The sequence below is a fragment of the Streptomyces axinellae genome (assembly GCF_039532135.1).
GTDB lineage: Bacteria > Actinomycetota > Actinomycetes > Streptomycetales > Streptomycetaceae > Streptomyces > Streptomyces axinellae.
In genome coordinates this window covers 286,892-302,408 of the sequence record NZ_BAAARJ010000003.1, presented here as the reverse complement: position 1 = coordinate 302,408, position 15,517 = coordinate 286,892, and the positions used below count along the sequence as shown (strand labels likewise).

Below are 15,517 nucleotides of genomic sequence, written 5' to 3'. Positions count from 1 at the left end.
GAAAACCAGGCGGACGGCGGTCAGGAGTCGAGGCCGATGGCGAACGCCGTCTCCAGGTCGTGCTGCGAGTACGTACGGAAGGCGATGTGCGTCTCCGTCGCCTCGACCCCGGGCACCTTGCTGATCCGGCCCGGAATCACCTCGGCCAGCTCGTCGTGGCGGGCCACCCGGACCATCGCGATCAGGTCGTGCGCACCCGTCACCGAGTAGACCTCGCTGACCCCCTCCAGAGCGGCGATGTGCTCGGCGATCTCCGGGATGCGGTCGGTGCTGGTCTTGATGAGCACGATCGAAGTGATCACGGCTGGCTCTCTCCCTCGGACGCCTGGGCCTGGCCCGGTCACTCTAGTGCCCCCACCCGCGGCAGGCCGTGGCCCAGATCATGACGGCGGAGCATGACGGCCAGGTCTCGGCCCGTGCTCCCCGACGCACGCCGTCGCCCGCAGGCCGTAGGGTTTAAGAAGGCGACCCCGCGCCGCATGTCCGCACGGCCGTACGAAGACGTCGGCGACGTCGGCCCCCTGGAAGCCGACCGAGCGATCCCACGATGAGACGAGGCGAGACGATGGCGGTCCCCACGCCGACGGCCGAGACCCGCTGGCGCTGCACCCTGTGCGGCAATCTGACCCGGTTCGATGTCACCCGCTCCAGCAAGGTGGTGGAGTACGTCCATCTGGACCTGGCGGGAGCGCCGAAGGTGGAGGAGCGGGAGGTGCTCAGTGAGAGCATCGAGTCCGTGCGCTGCCGCTGGTGCGGCGCCGTGGACCAGATCGAGCTGGTGGACCGGCCGAGCACAGAGGGCTGAGGACTCAGGAACGGCAGGTGTGACCGGTGGTGGAACGGATGGGCGGTGACCGCGAGCAGTCGGCCTCGGCTGCCCGAGCGGGTGCGGCCCCCGCCCCGCCCGGTGAGGACACCCCGCAAGGCGAGGGCCGCACCCCCGGGGAGAACCGGACCGGCCGGCCCGAGGAGGACCCGGCCCGCGAGGGCGCCCCGGCTCCGGGGGAGGAGCAGTCGCGTGAGGAAGGGCTGGACCGTCCGCTGCCGGAGAAGGTGCGGCACCGGGTCGTCGTCTTCACGGGGGAGGCACTCGGCGGGCTGACCATGGCCGAACTCCCCGCACCGCTGCGGCAGTACGCCCGCTTCACCCCGCAGCGCCGCGCCAAGTTCGGCGGCAACGCCATGGCCGCGGCCCTGGAGAGCGACGCCGTCTTCCGCCAGCGCATCGCCGCCCGGCTGCGGGACCGCCTCCCGGAGCTGTCGGCCGCACTCGACGACGGAACGCCCCCGCCCGCCGCCGACCCGGTGGACGTGGCCGCCGCCGCCTATGTGCTGCGCCCCGCAGGCTGGGCCAAACTCGTGGCCGCCGCCGGTGAGGAGGCCCAGCGCGCCCAGGCCGAGCGCGCCGGTGAGGAGGCCCAGCGCGAGCTGTCCCGGCTGCGCGAGGAACTGGCCCAGGCCAAGGGCGCGGCCCGCGACGAGGCAGAGCGGGGCCGCCGCGAGCTGGACGCGCTCCGCAAGGAGTTCGACAGTGCCCAGCGCAAGCTGCGCAGCGCCCAGGCCGATGTACGCCGCGGTGAGGCGGCCGTTCGCAAGCTCCAGGGCGAGCTGGAGGCGGCCCGCGGCGCGGCGAGCGCGGAGAAGGCGGCGTCCGACAGCGAGGCCCGCAGGCTCAAGTCCCGCCTGGCCGAGGCGGAATCCGCGCTGGAGACCACGCGGCGCGCGGCCCGCGAGGGCCGCAGCGTCGAGGACATGCGGGTGAAGCTGCTGCTGGACACCGTGCTGGACGCCGCGCAGGGGCTGCGCCGCGAGCTGGCGCTCCCGCCGTCCGAGAGCCGCCCGGCCGATACGGTCGAGGCGGTCGAGCCCGGCCGGATGTCCCCCAAGGACGTGGCGGCGCGCGCGCTTTCGGAGACCGACCCGGCGCTGCTCGACCAACTCCTCGCGCTCCCGCAGGCCCACCTGGTGGTGGACGGCTACAACGTCACCAAGACCGGCTATCCGGCGCTGCCGCTGGAGAAGCAGCGGTTGCGGCTGCTGGGCGGACTCGCCGTGCTGGTGGCCCAGTCCGGCGCCGAGGTCACCTGTGTGTTCGACGGGGCCGAGCTGGCCGCTCCGGTGCTGCTCGCACCGCCGCGCGGGGTGCGGGTGCTGTTCTCGAAACCGAAGCAGACGGCGGATGAGCTGATCCGCCGTCTGGTGCGCGCCGAACCTCCGGGCCGCCCCGTGGTGGTGGTCTCCTCCGACCGTGAAGTGGCCGATGGCTGCGCCGCCGCGGGCGCCCGCCCGGTCGCCTCCACGCTGCTCCTCAAGCGCCTTGCCCGCACCTGAGTCGGCAGCGTGCAGGTGAGCACTCTGTGAGTCCCCGCTCGCCGAACGTGGGCACTGAGTAAAGAATGCGCTTGTGGGGCGCCTTTTTCTCTGAGGGATTTGATCCGATCAATGGGCATGGCTAGTGTCTGGCCTCGAACCTTCGCTCGGTTGTCACCTACCCGGGGTGACAGCGGAGGACCGCCTTGTTCCGCCGAGTTGAGACCGCCCAGTCGCAGTGAACGCGGAGCCGGAAGTGACCAACCGGCAGGCGGCTGAGGAAGAAGGAGCTCGCCCCAGTGGCGTCCCACCGTCGTCCCAAGCAGCCGAGCCGCGCGCGCGTCAGCGTTCTCACCGCGACCGCGGCGGCAGCCGTCGCCCTCACCTCCCAGGCGGCCCACGCCGACCCACAGTCCTCCAAGAAGGACGTCAAGGAGAAGGTCGACAAGCTCTACGAGGACGCCGAGGCGGCCACCGAGAAGTACAACGGCGCCAAGGAGAAGCAGAGCAAGCTCCAGACGCAGGTCGAGAACCTCCAGGACAGCGTGGCGCGCGGTCAGGGCGACCTCAACAAGATGCGCGACAAGCTCGGTTCGATGGCCACGGCGCAGTACCGCTCGGGCGCCATCGACCCGTCGGTGCAGCTCTTCCTCTCCTCCGACCCGGACAACTACCTGGACCGGGCCTCGGCCATGGACCAGTTGAGCACCAAGCAGGCGGCGGCGCTCAAGAAGATCCAGGCCAAGCAGCGCACCCTCGCCCAGCAGCGCAAGGAAGCCGCCGGCAAGCTCAAGGACCTCGCCAGCACCCGCAAGGAGCTGGGCGAGAAGAAGAGCAAGATCCAGGGCAAGCTCTCCAAGGCCCAGTCGCTCCTCAACACGCTGAGCGCCAAGGAGCGCGCGAAGATCGCCGCCAAGCAGAAGCGGGCCGACCGCGCCTCCAACGAGCGTGTGGATCTGGGCAATTCGAAGGGTTCCGGGCGCGCGGGCGCCGCCTTCGCCGCCGCCAAGACCAAGATCGGCTCGCCCTATGTGTGGGGCGCCACCGGCCCCAGCTCCTTCGACTGCTCCGGGCTGACCTCCTGGGCCTACAAGCAGGCGGGCGTCTCCCTGCCGCGCACCTCCCAGGCGCAGGCCAGCGCGGGCACCCGGATCTCCAGCCAGAGCCAGCTCCAGGTCGGCGACCTCGTCATGTTCTACGGCGACCTGCACCACATCGGTCTCTACGCGGGCAACGGCCAGGTGCTGCACGCGCCCAAGCCGGGTGCCAACGTGCGCTTCGAGTCGATCAACAACATGCCGTTCCAGTACGGCGTGCGGGTCTGACCCTCCGGCAGCGGCCCGACGGGGGCCCGGCCCCCGTCGCGGCAATCCGGACTCTGGACCGTGGCTGTCAGGACTCCGAACCTCCGCCGCGAGTCTCCGACTTCGCGCCCGGGTTCCGGACTCCCGCGGAGTCTCCGACTTCGCGCCCGGGTTCCGGACTCCCGCCGTACGAGCCTGAACTCTCCAGCTCTCCACCTCATCATCCACGCGGTGTGATGAGAGGTAAACGTCGTTCTTCCGGGTGAAACCGGCCGGACCCGCATGACCTTCGGACCTGGCCGGTGACCTGCACCGTAGGCACCGGCACGGGGAGCGGGCGGATTCGCCGCCAGGGCGCGGTCCTTGGACCGGCTGTAAGGACGCGGCTACATTCTGCGGGCGCAACTTCGCCTAGCGGAAGGACCGCCTCCTCCAGTGGCATCGCACCGGTCCCCTCGACGTAACCCGCAGCACGGACGCGGCTGGCCCACCAGGGTCACCGTGCTCTCGGCAGCTGCGGCGGGCGCGGCATCCGCGCTCGTCCCAGCGGCGCCGGCGGGCGCCGAGCCCGCCGACCACAAGCCGACGGCCGCCACCGTCAACGCCCGCATCGACCGGCTCTACGAGCAGGCCGAGGGCGCGACGGAAAAGTTCAACGCGGTCGCCGAGCGCACGGGCAAGCTGCGCCGCCAGGTCGAGCAGACTCAAGACGCGGTCGCACGCGGCCAGTCCAAGGTCAACCGCCTGCGTGACTCCCTCTCCTCCCTCGCCGGGGCTCAGTACCGGGGGGGCGCCATCGACCCGACCGTGGCCCTGCTGCTCACCGAGGACCCGGACGGCTTCCTCGACAAGGCCGCGACCCTCGACCGGATCGGCAGCCGCCAGGCGCTCAAGCTGCGCCAGCTCCGCTCGGCCCAGCGCGCCCTCGCCCAGCAGCGCAGCGAGGCTTCCGGAAAGCTGGCCCAGCTCGACAGCCTCCAAAGCGCGCTGAAGAAACAGAAGCGGAACGTCCAGAAGAAGCTCGGCGCCGCCCAGCGGCTGCTCAACCGGCTCACCCCCGACGAGCGCGCCAAGCGCGAGCGGGCCACCCGCGGCGGTGACCGCCACAAGGCCCCCGAGGGCGCCACCCCGGGATCCGGCATGAAGGCATCCTCGGGGCGGGCGGCCGACGCGGTCTCCGCCGCCAAGTCGGCCCTGGGCAAGCCCTACGCCTGGGGTGCGACGGGCCCCGGCGCCTTCGACTGCTCGGGCCTCACCCAGTGGGCGTACCGCCAGGCCGGCACCTCCATTCCGCGCACCTCCCAGGCCCAGCGCTCGGCCGGCAAGCAGGTCCCGCTCAGCCAGGCCCGCCCCGGAGACCTGGTGGTCTACCGCGACGACGCCAGCCACGTCGGGATGTACGTGGGCGGCGGCCAGGTCGTGCACGCCCCCCACCCCGGCGCGGCGGTGCGCTACGACCCGGTCGGCATGATGCCCGTCTCCTCGGTCACCAGACCCTGACCCCACTGACCCCACTGACCCCACCGGCCCCACCGGACCTTCTCCTCCTGGTGACGCCGCTGGTGTCTCTCCTGGCGCCGCCTCCTGTGTGCGGGCCCGCCCCCTGCGCGGCCGCGCACGTACGATCGACGCGTGGGCACGCAGCGGCGACAGGGCCGAGAGGGTCGGCAGGGCCGGAGCGGCCCGGAGGGGCAGGACGACCCGGACGGGCGGGACGGATACGACGGGCGGGACGGACGGCGCGCAAGTCGCGGGCGTCCGCGCCCGGGTGCCGGCAGCCGGGGGCGAGTGCTGAGCGGGACGCTCGCACTCGCCCTTCTCCTCGGACTCACCGGCCTCGCCGCATGCGACAGCGCCGACCGCGACAGCCCCGGGCGCGCCGCGTTCCAGGCGGTGCTGGCGCGGCAGACCGCCGCCGTCCGCACGGGAGATGAGCGCGGCTACCTCGCCACCCTCGACCCGCGCGCCCACACCTACCGCACCGAGCAGCGGCGGGTCTTCCACAATCTGCGACGGCTGCCGGAAGCCGACTGGTCCTACCAGGTCGCCGAGGTGACCCCCGACGGTGCGGGCCGCGCCACCGTCGAGGTCCGGCTGCGCTACCGGTTCAAGGGATACGACCGGGGCGCCACCCCCTCGACCGAGCGTCTGCGCTTCGTCCGCCGGGACGGCACCTGGCGCGTCGCGGCCGAGGCGTCCGGCAGCACCGTCCACCTGTGGGAGCAGGGCACGCTCTCCGTGGTGAAGAGTGCGAAAAGCCTGGTGATGGGCGTAGGGCACGGGCGCGCCACGTTGCGCGCCCTCGCCCGTGCCGCCGACAAGGCCGTCCCCGCCGTCGGCCGCGCGTGGCCGGGCACATGGCCGCGTCGCCTCGTTCTGGAGATGCCCGCTTCCGTGGCGGCGATGGCCCGGCTGCTGGACGCCCCCGCCACCTCCTACGAGGGCATCGCCGCGGTCACCACGGGCGAGGCGTCCGGGGGCGGCACCCCGGGGGCCGGAGGCGCGCGGGCCGCGCCCGCCGACCGCGTGCTCGTCAATCCCACGGCCTACGCCGTGCTCAGCGAGGAGGGCCGCCAAGTCGTCCTGACCCACGAGGCCACGCACGTCGCCACCCGCGAACAGACCACGGCCGCCACCCCGATGTGGCTGTCCGAGGGGCTGGCCGACTGGGCCGGGTACCGCGAGTCGGACCAGACACCGCTGCAGGCCGCGCCCGAACTCGCCCGCGCCGTCGCCGGCACCCGCGCCCGCGACGGCGGGACGGCCGCGCTGCGCGCCCTTCCCGCCGACGCCGACTTCCGCTTCGGCAACGACCCGGCGCGGCTGGCCCGCGCCTACGAAGGGGGCTGGCTGGCCTGCCGGATGATCGCCGAACAATGGGGCGCCGACCGGCTGGTGGCGCTCTACGAGCGGGTCGGCCGGCAGCGGGGGGAACGGGGGCGGCAGGGGCCCGGCGTGGACGCGGCGCTGCGCACCGTACTCGGCGTCAGCACACCGGAGTTCACCGACCGCTGGCGCGTTTACGTCACCCGGGAGCTGGCGCGCTGACCACGGCTTCGTCGCCGTCCGCGTCCCCCTCCCCGCCCCCGCCCCCGTCACCGTCCGAGCCGGTGTCCTTCCTCGCGCCCGCGTGCCGTGGGGTGTGTGTGGTGACCGTCGAGCGCCACAGCTGGAGGCAGGCCAGGACGCTGGCGATCACCAGCAGCGTGTTGCGGGCCCAGAGCACCACGAGGCCCGGCCCGTCGCTCATGACGACGTGTGCGAACCAGATGGGGAACTCCAGCAGCGTCAGCCCCGTCGCGGCCAGTACCAGGACGGCGGGCAGCGTCTGACGACTGGCACGCAGCGTCAGGCACACGGCCGCCAGCCCGACCAGCCAGATCATGTACTGCGGGCTGAGGACACGGCTCGTGGTCGTGAAGACCAGCACGGCGGCGAACGCGGCATCCGCCGGGGTGCTCCGCGTCCACGCCCTGGCGTGCAGCCGCCACAGCAGCAGCCAGCCGAGCCCCAGCACGCTCAGCACCAGAGCCGCGTTGCTGACCAGCCGCACATGGGGTCCCACGAACTCCATCGAGCCGTAGTTCAGCAGCACCCGGCCCTCCCAGCCGATGTGCCGTGCGGCGTGCAGCGTCAGTGAGCCGACGGACTCCACCTCCGTGCCCCTGGAGCCCTGGGCCGTCACGAAGTCCAGCGCGCCGGGCATCGTCACCGTGAATCCCACCGCCACCACTGCGGCCGTCACCAGGGCGCTCACCCACACCCCGCGGCCGGCCCGGCCGCGGGGAGTGCCGAGCAGCAGCAGCGCGGGCCACACCTTCACCAGGGCGCCCAGCCCCGCCAGCATCCCGGCGGCACGCGGATGCCGGGCCCCGGCGAGCAGGGCCGCCACGGCGAGCGCGGTGACCATCAGGTCGAAGCGCGCGTACGCGGTCGGGCCCAGCAGCGGCACGCCCGCGATCCACACCCACACCCCTGCCCGCCGCGCGCCCGCGGTGCGGGCTCTGGCACGGGTGGCGTACAGCAGCATCGCGCACACCGCCGCGTCGGCGGCGCAGGAGAGTACGAAGAACGCCGAGGCGTAGCCGAGGAGACCGAAGCCGGTCAACAGCGCGGGGGAGAGGATGGCCAGCGCGGCGGCGGGCGGATACTGCCAGGTCACATCGTCGAGGGGGAAGGAGCCGCCGCTCAGTTCGGTGAACCAGCGGTGGTAGATCCCCGAGACGTCGCTGGTCACATCCAGCCCGCCGGGCAGTACGAACACCTTGAAGACGTAGAGCAGCAGCACTGTCCGCGTCACGGCCCACGCCACCAGGGGCGCGGCCAGGCCGCCGGTCGTCCTCGCCTCGCCCCGCACAGGTGTCCTCTCAGTTCGTCCGTCGTTCGACCGCGTGGGCCATCATGCCGCCCGCCCCGTAGGGGGGCCATGAGCAGGGCCGCTCTCTCCTCCTCCCGAGCCTGCCCGTGCCCCGTCTGCTCCCCGCCCGCGCCGCGCCGTGACAGCCGCCCGGGGTACTGTCGGCGGCGATGCGCAAGACCTTGATCGTCACCAACGACTTCCCGCCGCGCCCCGGCGGGATCCAGGCGTTCCTGCACAGCATGGCGCTGCGCCTGGACCCCTCCGAGGTCGTCGTCTACGCCTCCACCTGGAAGCACGGCCCGGAGGGCGAACGGGCCACCGCCGCGTTCGACGCCGAGCAGCCGTTCGAGGTCGTCAGGGACCGTACGACGATGCTGCTGCCGACGCCCCGGGTGACGCGGCGCGCCGCCGGTCTGCTGCGCGAACACGGCTGCCGCTCCGTGTGGTTCGGGGCCGCGGCCCCGCTCGGGCTGATGGCGCCGGCACTGCGCGAGGCCGGGGCCGAACGCGTCCTCGCCACCACGCACGGGCACGAGGCGGGCTGGGCCCAGCTCCCGGCCGCCCGCCGACTCCTGCGCCGGATCGGCGAGGGCACCGACACCCTCACCTACCTCGGCGAGTACACCCGCTCCCGGATAGCGGCGGCCCTCACCCCCGAGGCGGCGGCACGCATGACGCGACTGCCGCCCGGAGTCGATGAGAAGACCTTCCACCCCGACTCCGGCGGCGGCGCGGTGCGTGCCCGGCTCGGCCTGACGGAGCGGCCGGTGATCGTGTGCGTCTCCCGCCTCGTACCGCGCAAGGGGCAGGACACCCTGATCCGGGCCATGCCCCGGGTGCTGGCCGAGGTGCCCGGCGCCGTACTGCTGATCGTCGGCGGGGGCCCTTACCGCGAGAGGCTGGAGAAGCTGGCCGCCGCCCTCCGGCTGGGTGACGCGGTGCGCTTCACCGGGGCCGTGCCCTGGGAGGAGCTGCCCGCGCACTACGGCGCCGGAGACGTCTTCGCGATGCCCTGCCGCACCCGGCGCGGCGGCCTGGACGTGGAAGGGCTGGGCATCGTCTACCTGGAGGCGTCGGCCACCGGATTGCCCGTCGTCGCGGGCGACTCGGGCGGCGCGCCGGACGCGGTACTGGACGGCGAGACGGGCTGGGTCGTGCGCGGCGGCAGCCCCGAGGAGACGGCGGACCGCGTCACGGCACTGCTGCGCGACCCCCGGCTGCGGGCCCGCATGGGCCAGCGGGGCCGCCGCTGGGTGGAAGAGCGCTGGCGCTGGGATCTCCTCGCGGAGAAGCTGCGCACCCTGTTGTAAGACGCCGCCGCGATGGCCCGAGGCCCACGAGGCACGGACAGGGGCACCCCGTGCCCGGTGGCGCGCAACCCCGCGCTACCGCGCGTAAATCGCCTCGATCTCGTCCGCGAAGTCCTTGGCGACCACCCCACGCTTGAGCTTGAGCGACGGGGTGACGTGCCCCGAGTCCTCGGTGAACTGATGCCGCAGCACGCGGAATGTGCGCACCGACTCGGCCTTGGAGACCGCCTTGTTGCCGTCGTCCACGGCGGTTTGCAGCTCGGCCAGCAATTCGGTGTCGGCCAGCAGTTGTTCGTGCGTCAGCTCCGCCTTGCCGTGCTGCTGTGCCCAGCGCGGCAGGAACTCCTCATCGACGGTCAGCAGGGCCCCCACGAACGGGCGGCCGTCCCCGACGACCATGCACTCGGCGACCAGGGCGTGTGCGCGGATGCGGTCCTCGATCACGGCGGGGGCCACGTTCTTGCCGCCCGCCGTCACCAGGATCTCCTTCTTGCGGCCGGTGATCGTGAGATAGCCGTCCACGTCAAGTGCGCCGAGGTCGCCCGTATGGAACCAGCCATCGGCGAGGGCCTCTTCGGTGGCCTGGGGATTGTTCCAGTATCCGGTGAAAAGGTGCTCGCCGTGCAGGAGGACCTCACCGTCGTGGGCGATCCGGACGACGGAGCCGGGCAGCGGCTGTCCGACGGTGCCGACCTTCTGGCGGTCGAAGGGGTTGAAGGCCGTGGCGGCGCAGGACTCGGTCAGCCCGTAGCCCTCCAGCACGGTGAAGCCCACGCCCCGGAAGAAGTGGCCCAGGCGCTCGCCGAGCGGGGCGCCTCCGGAGATGGCGTGGGTGGCCTTGCCGCCCAGGACGGCGCGCAGCTTGCTGTAGACCAGCTTGTCGAACACCTTGTGCAGGAGCCTGAGTTTGAGGGACGGTCCGCCCGGCTCGTCCAGGGCGCGGCTGTACGCGCCGGCGACCTCGGCCGCCTTGTCGAAGATCTTGCCCTTGCCGCCCGCCACGGCTTGGGCGCGCGCGGAGTTGAAGACCTTCTCGAAGACGCGCGGCACCCCCAGGACCATCGTCGGCCGGAAGGAGCCGAGTTCGTCGGTGAGCTTCGTGAGGTCCGAGACATGGCCGAGTTTGATCGGTGCCATCACCGCCGCCACCTGCACCAGGCGGCCGAAGACGTGCGCCACCGGCAAGAAGAGCAGCACCGAGCCCTCACCGGGCCGGAACAGCGGCCGCAGCCGCTCGACGACGTTGCCGCACTCGGCGAAGAAGCTGCGGTGGGTGAGCACGCAGCCCTTGGGACGGCCGGTGGTACCGGAGGTGTAGACGATGGTCGCCGGGGAGTCGGCGCCCGCGACGGAGCTGCGTTCCTCCACCGTCGCGTCGCTGATCTGCTCACCCAGCGCGGTCAGCCGCTCGACGGCGCCCACACCGGCGCCCTCGCCCGGGTTCGCGCCCGCGCCCGTGGCCGGGTTCGCGTTCCGGCTCGCGTCCGGGGCCCGGTCCGCGGGCTCGATCTGCCAGACCTCGCGCAGCGCGGGCAGCCGGTCGCGTACGGAGTCCACGGCGGCGGCGTGCGCCCCGGTCTCCACCAGGCAGGCCACCGCACCCGAGTCCCCGAGGATCCAGGAGATCTGCTCGGGCGAGCTGGTCTCGTAGACGGGGACGGTGACGCCGCCCGCGCTCCAGATGGCGAAGTCCAGCAGCGTCCACTCGTAGCGGGTGCGCGAGAGCAGGCCCACGCGGTCGCCCGGCTCGACACCGGAGGCGATCAGTCCCTTGGCCGCCGTCCGCACCTCGGTGAGGAAGTCCGCCGCCGTGAGGTCCTCCCACTGCCCGCCGCGCTTGCGCCCGATGACGGGGAGGTCCGGCTGCTGCGCCGCGTTCCGGCGGATGAGGTCCGTCAGGTTGCCGTCGGCGGGGACTTCGTAGAGGGCCGGAAGGCTGAACTCGCGCAAGACTGCTGCTCCTCGTCGGCACCAAAGGCGGGGCCGTCGAGGGGCGGCCTCCATTGGCTCGGTCCAAGATCGACGCGGATCCCGGGAATGACGGCCCGGACGTTACCCATCGGTATGGGCGTCGGGATAGAGGGTGGCGCCGAGATGTCTCGTGCGTCACACGCGGTGGATGGCTGATATGCAGCCTAGTCGAGGCTTTCGCGGACACGGAAGCGATGCGGGACAGAGCGCGCGGAGGGCGGCGGTAACCCCCTTTCCGGGCGGGCCGAGGAGTGCGCCAGGGGTGGCGGCCGGGCTCTCCGGGCTCTCCCGGGCCGGTCGGGGGCGATCTAGGGTGGAGCGCATGCGAGTCCACGTAGTGAGCGATGTACACGGCAACAGCCAGGACCTCGCGAAGGCGGGAGACGGCGCCGACGCGCTGGTCTGCCTGGGAGACCTCATCCTCTTCCTGGACTACGCCGACCACTCGCGCGGCATCTTCCCCGACCTGTTCGGCAAGGAGAACGCCGACCGGATCGTGGCGCTGCGCACCGCCCGCCGCTTCACCGAGGCGCACGAGCTGTCGCGCCGGCTGTGGTCGGGACTGGATCGCGAGGCGGCGACGGAGGCCGCCGTGCGCAGGCAGTACGCCGAGCTGTTCGCCGCCTTCCCGGTGCCCACCTACGCCACCTACGGCAACGTGGACATGCCGCGGCTGTGGCCCGAGTACGCGGGTGCGGGTACGACCGTGCTGGACGGCCAGACCGTCGATATCGGCGGCCGTCGCTTCGGCTTCGTCGGCGGCGGGCTGAGCACGCCCATGCGCACCCCGTTCGAGATCGACGACGAGACCTACGCGGCCAAGGTCGCCGCACTCGGCGAGGTCGATGTCCTGTGTTCGCATATACCGCCCGAGATGCCCGAGTTGTGCTATGACGTCGTGGCACGCCGCTTCGAGCGCGGCAGTACCGCCCTGCTGGACGCCCTCCACGAGGTGCGGCCCCGCTACCACCTCTTCGGCCATGTCCACCAGCCGCTGGCCCGGCGCATGCGCATAGGCGTCACCGAGTGCGTCAACGTCGGCCACTTCAACGCCACCGGGACTCCCTGGGTGCTGGAGTGGTGACCCGCAGCGCACCGGTACTTCCGGGCGCGGGGTAGCCTTCCACCGCAGACGCCCCGCGCCACCGGCGGGCGCACCGGATCGGGCACATCGGAGGGCCATGGCGATGGCGGAACACACCAGCTCCAGCATCACCGTCGACGCAGCACCGCAGGCTGTGATGGAGGTGATCTCCGACTTTCCGCGCTACCCCGAGTGGGCGGGGGAGGTGAAGGAGGCCGAGGTGCTCGGCCAGGACGAGGAGGGCCGCGCCGAGCAGGTGCGGCTGCTGCTGGACGCGGGCGCCATCAAGGACGAGCACACCCTCGCCTACGAGTGGATCGGCGGGCCCGGGACCAACGGGGCCGACGGCGTGCGGGACGTCAACGAGGTGCGCTGGTCGCTGGTGAAGTCCCAGATGCTGCGCTCCCTGGACGGCGTCTACCGCCTCACGCCGATGGACGGCGGGGCGAAGACCGAGGTCATGTACCAGCTCACGGTGGACGTGAAGATCCCGATGCTCGGGATGATCAAGCGCAAGGCCGAGAAGGTCATCATCGACCGGGCGCTGGACGGTCTGAAGAAGCGCGTCGAGGCGGGGGGCGCCACGGCCGGAAGCGGCGGGGCCGAGAGCTGACCGGCGACGGGCGGCCACAGACCGTACTGGTCACCGGCGCAGGCGGGGCCGGGCGCACGACCGTGGCGGCGGCGACGGCCTGCGCCGCCGCGCAACAGGGTCACCGCACACTGCTGCTGAGCGCCGAGTCGGCGCCGCGCCTGGCCGCGCTGCTGCGCCCCCAGGGCGGGGGAAGCGCGCATGACGAGGGCGGCGCGCATGACGAGGGCGGCGCACCCGCCGGCGCACCGGATGCCGGCTCCCGTCCCGTCGGCGCACCGGATGCCGGTTCGTCTTCCGGCGCACCGGATGCCGCGAGTTCCGGTGCGGCACCGGATGGTGCGGCAGCTGATGGTGCGGGCCCGGCCGGACGCGCTCCCGAGCCGGTTCCCGCTGTGCCCGGACTGTGGCTGCTGCGCATCGACTCCGGGGAGGAGTTCCGCACCCAGGCCGTCGAACTCCAGCAGCGCGGCAAGGCCGCTCTCGACCTGCTGGGCGCTCTTCCGCTGGACGAGGACGAGTTGACCGAGCTGCCCGGTGCCGGCGCCTTCGCGCTCCTGCGCGCCCTGCGCACCGCACACACCACGGCCACACCGGACGGCGGTGCCGTGGCCGCGGGCGGTGCGGCAGCGGGCCATCCGGAATCCGCGGGCCGCGCGGGGGAGAGCCCCTGGGACATCGTGATCGTCGACATGCCGCCCACCCCCGACGGGCTCAACCTGCTGGCAGTGCCGGGGCAGTTGCGCCGCTACCTGCGCCGCCTCGTCCCGCACGAGCGCCAGGCGGCGCGTGCCCTGCGGCCCGTCCTCGCCCAGCTCGCCGGTGTGCCCATGCCCGAACAGTGGCTCTACGACGCCTCGACGCGCTGGTCCGCCGAACTGGCCGAGGTCCAGCGGGCCGTGGAGTCCACCGCGACCGTCGTCCGGCTGGTGACCGAGCCGGGACCGCTGGCCGCCGAGGCGCTGCGCACGGCGGCCGCCGGGCTGCGGCTGCACGGGCTGGAGCTGGAGTCGGTGGTGGCCAACCGGCTGCTGCCCGTCGCTTCCGCCGACACCTGGCTCGCCGGGCTGGCGGGACAGCAGCAGGCCGCGCTCGAGGAACTGCGCGAAAAGTGCGAAGCGGAATCGGTACCGCTGTGCGAACTCCCGCATCTGGGCCGCGATCCGCGCGGCCCCGAAGACCTGGTGGCCCTCGCGAACGCCGCCCGTACGGCCGTCACGGGCGCGGCCGGTCCCGATGCCGCCCCGGGGGCGCGCACGACTGTCGGCGCGGACGCGGCCCCAGGGGTACCTGGTTCCCCAGGCGCCTCCGGAGCCCCCGCGACCTCCGCTTCCCCGCCCCGGGCGGGCGGGCCCGGCACCGATGTCGCGTACGGCTGGGTCGAGGACCGGCTCACCGAGGACGGCAAACTCGTGTGGCACCTGCCTCTGCCCGGTGCGACCAGGGAAGAGCTGGAACTGGTGCGCCGGGGCGACGAGTTGACGGTCGGCGTCGGCCCCTACCGGCGCGTGCTCGCGCTACCCTCCGCGCTGCGCCGCTGCCGCGTCTCGGGCGCTGCCCTCAACGGCGGCGCGCTGCGGGTGCGCTTCACCCCCGACCCCGGCCTGTGGCCCGGCTCGGGCGACGCGGCCCGGTGAGCAAAGCCCCGGTGAGCGGGCCTCGGTGAGCGGGGGCTTGCTGAGCGGGGTCCGGTGCCGGGGGTTTGGTGCGTGGGGTGCGGTGGGGGCAGCGCGAGCACGCGCCGGTAGGGGCCGACGGCGGGACGGCCCCGATTCCGCTTCGGCGCCGGTCGTGCTGCCCGCGCCGGTCCGCGTCTGTCCGCCCCGGTCCGACGCCGGGCCGGATTCCTCTTCCGCCCCGCGTCGTCACCGGCGTCCGCCCGGCGCTCCGATTCGCCGGCCCTCAACGTCGTGCCGCCGTTCGGGTAACGTCGGAAGGTACACAGGACCCCGGGCGCTTCACCCGCCCGGCCCGATGAGCCGTACGCGCCTGACGCATGTACGTGACGCACGCGCCCGGCGAACGGCCCCCGCACCCGCCCCCTCGCCCGTAGGAGCCCGCCATGAGCGACGACGCCGAGCGTCCCGACGCCAGCGCCCCGTCCGGCTCGTCCCCAGCGTCCCCAGGGTCCGACGAGTACGCCGCGCACGCGCCGGGCCCCGGGGCGGCGCCGGACCCCGATGCCTGGGCCACTGCCTGCGAGGAGGACCTGGCCGCCGAGAAGGCCCGCCGCCGCGCGCAGTACGGGCCGCCGCCCACCAGCCCGGCCGAGGAACTGCGCAGGCTGGCCGACGCGGTCAGCGAGAAGGTCACCGAGCTGGGCAAGCCGCTCATCGGAGCGGCGGGCACGGCAGCGGCCCAGGGCGTGGCGCGGCAGCTGTTCGCCCAGGCCAAGGCCACCATCGAGCCCGTGGTCGAGCGCAACCCGCAGCTCTTCGACCACCTCGCCGCCGCCGGAGGTGAACTGCTCGCCGCCTACCGCTCCGTCGTCCAGGAGTCCGAACGCCGCTGGAGCGAGCCGAAGGACGCGAACGCGGCACCGCCCGCCGCCGGCACCGAGCGGATCGACCTCGACGACCGCCACGG

General features: G+C 73.2%; 12 protein-coding genes and 1 pseudogene. 10 read left to right on the top strand and 3 right to left on the bottom strand.

Annotated elements, in window-relative coordinates; genetic code table 11:
- Positions 1-20: 20 nt before the first annotated feature.
- Complete coding sequence (locus ABD339_RS05860) at positions 21-302, bottom strand: Lrp/AsnC family transcriptional regulator (protein WP_344562835.1); 282 nt, start codon at positions 300-302, stop codon at positions 21-23.
- 263 nt (positions 303-565) lie between these two features.
- On the opposite strand from ABD339_RS05860, the gene ABD339_RS05855 reads away from it, so the two are divergent.
- From ABD339_RS05855 to ABD339_RS05835, 5 genes are all read left to right on the top strand, one after another.
- Positions 566-805, top strand: a complete 240-nt coding sequence (locus ABD339_RS05855; protein ID WP_344562833.1) for a hypothetical protein — start codon at positions 566-568, stop codon at positions 803-805.
- Positions 806-831: 26 nt separating this feature from the next.
- Entirely contained in the window at positions 832-2,331 is a 1,500-nt protein-coding gene (locus ABD339_RS05850) for an NYN domain-containing protein (RefSeq protein ID WP_344562832.1), read from the top strand.
- A gap of 278 nt (positions 2,332-2,609) precedes the next feature.
- Positions 2,610-3,635, top strand: a complete 1,026-nt coding sequence (locus ABD339_RS05845; protein WP_344562830.1) for a C40 family peptidase — start codon at positions 2,610-2,612, stop codon at positions 3,633-3,635.
- 414 nt (positions 3,636-4,049) lie between these two features.
- Positions 4,050-5,114 carry a C40 family peptidase gene (locus tag ABD339_RS05840; protein WP_425575895.1) on the top strand — a complete coding sequence of 355 codons (1,065 nt, stop codon included), beginning with the start codon at positions 4,050-4,052 and terminating at the stop codon, positions 5,112-5,114.
- 288 nt (positions 5,115-5,402) lie between these two features.
- Positions 5,403-6,662, top strand: coding sequence for a hypothetical protein (locus tag ABD339_RS05835; RefSeq protein ID WP_344562826.1), 1,260 nt, complete (start codon positions 5,403-5,405; stop codon positions 6,660-6,662).
- Here the strand turns inward: ABD339_RS05835 and ABD339_RS05830 are convergent.
- Positions 6,640-7,971, bottom strand: a complete 1,332-nt coding sequence (locus ABD339_RS05830) for a glycosyltransferase 87 family protein (protein WP_344562825.1) — start codon at positions 7,969-7,971, stop codon at positions 6,640-6,642. The two genes, ABD339_RS05835 and ABD339_RS05830, sit on opposite strands and share 23 nt — an antisense overlap.
- 170 nt (positions 7,972-8,141) lie before the next feature.
- On the opposite strand from ABD339_RS05830, the gene ABD339_RS05825 reads away from it, so the two are divergent.
- The gene (locus ABD339_RS05825; RefSeq protein ID WP_344562824.1) at positions 8,142-9,284 is read left to right on the top strand and encodes a glycosyltransferase family 4 protein; all 1,143 of its coding nucleotides are present in this window, start codon (positions 8,142-8,144) and stop codon (positions 9,282-9,284) included.
- 75 nt (positions 9,285-9,359) lie between these two features.
- Here ABD339_RS05825 and ABD339_RS05820 read toward each other — a convergent pair whose 3' ends face one another.
- Positions 9,360-11,234 (bottom strand): AMP-dependent synthetase/ligase, encoded by a 1,875-nt coding sequence (locus ABD339_RS05820; protein WP_344562822.1) that lies wholly within the window; start codon positions 11,232-11,234, stop codon positions 9,360-9,362.
- A 343-nt stretch (positions 11,235-11,577) separates the two neighbouring features.
- On the opposite strand from ABD339_RS05820, the gene ABD339_RS05815 reads away from it, so the two are divergent.
- The 4 genes and pseudogenes from ABD339_RS05815 to ABD339_RS05800 all read left to right on the top strand — a co-directional run.
- On the top strand, positions 11,578-12,339 hold the full coding sequence (locus ABD339_RS05815; protein ID WP_344562820.1) for a metallophosphoesterase family protein: 762 nt from the start codon (positions 11,578-11,580) through the stop codon (positions 12,337-12,339).
- A 103-nt stretch (positions 12,340-12,442) separates the two neighbouring features.
- The gene (locus ABD339_RS05810; protein ID WP_344563103.1) at positions 12,443-12,952 is read left to right on the top strand and encodes an SRPBCC family protein; all 510 of its coding nucleotides are present in this window, start codon (positions 12,443-12,445) and stop codon (positions 12,950-12,952) included.
- A gap of 26 nt (positions 12,953-12,978) precedes the next feature.
- On the top strand, positions 12,979-14,568 hold the full coding sequence (locus ABD339_RS05805) for an ArsA family ATPase (protein ID WP_425575905.1): 1,590 nt from the start codon (positions 12,979-12,981) through the stop codon (positions 14,566-14,568).
- 425 nt (positions 14,569-14,993) lie between these two features.
- A pseudogene (locus tag ABD339_RS05800) lies at positions 14,994-15,509 on the top strand (DUF5304 family protein); the annotation flags it as partial.
- Positions 15,510-15,517: the final 8 nt, after the last annotated feature.

Coding starts and splice junctions, on each gene's coding strand:
- ABD339_RS05855 (WP_344562833.1), top strand. CDS start 566: ATGGCGGTCCCCACGCCGACGGCCGAGACCCGCTGGCGCTGCACCCTG.
- ABD339_RS05815 (WP_344562820.1), top strand. CDS start 11,578: ATGCGAGTCCACGTAGTGAGCGATGTACACGGCAACAGCCAGGACCTC.
- ABD339_RS05810 (WP_344563103.1), top strand. CDS start 12,443: ATGGCGGAACACACCAGCTCCAGCATCACCGTCGACGCAGCACCGCAG.
- ABD339_RS05825 (WP_344562824.1), top strand. CDS start 8,142: ATGCGCAAGACCTTGATCGTCACCAACGACTTCCCGCCGCGCCCCGGC.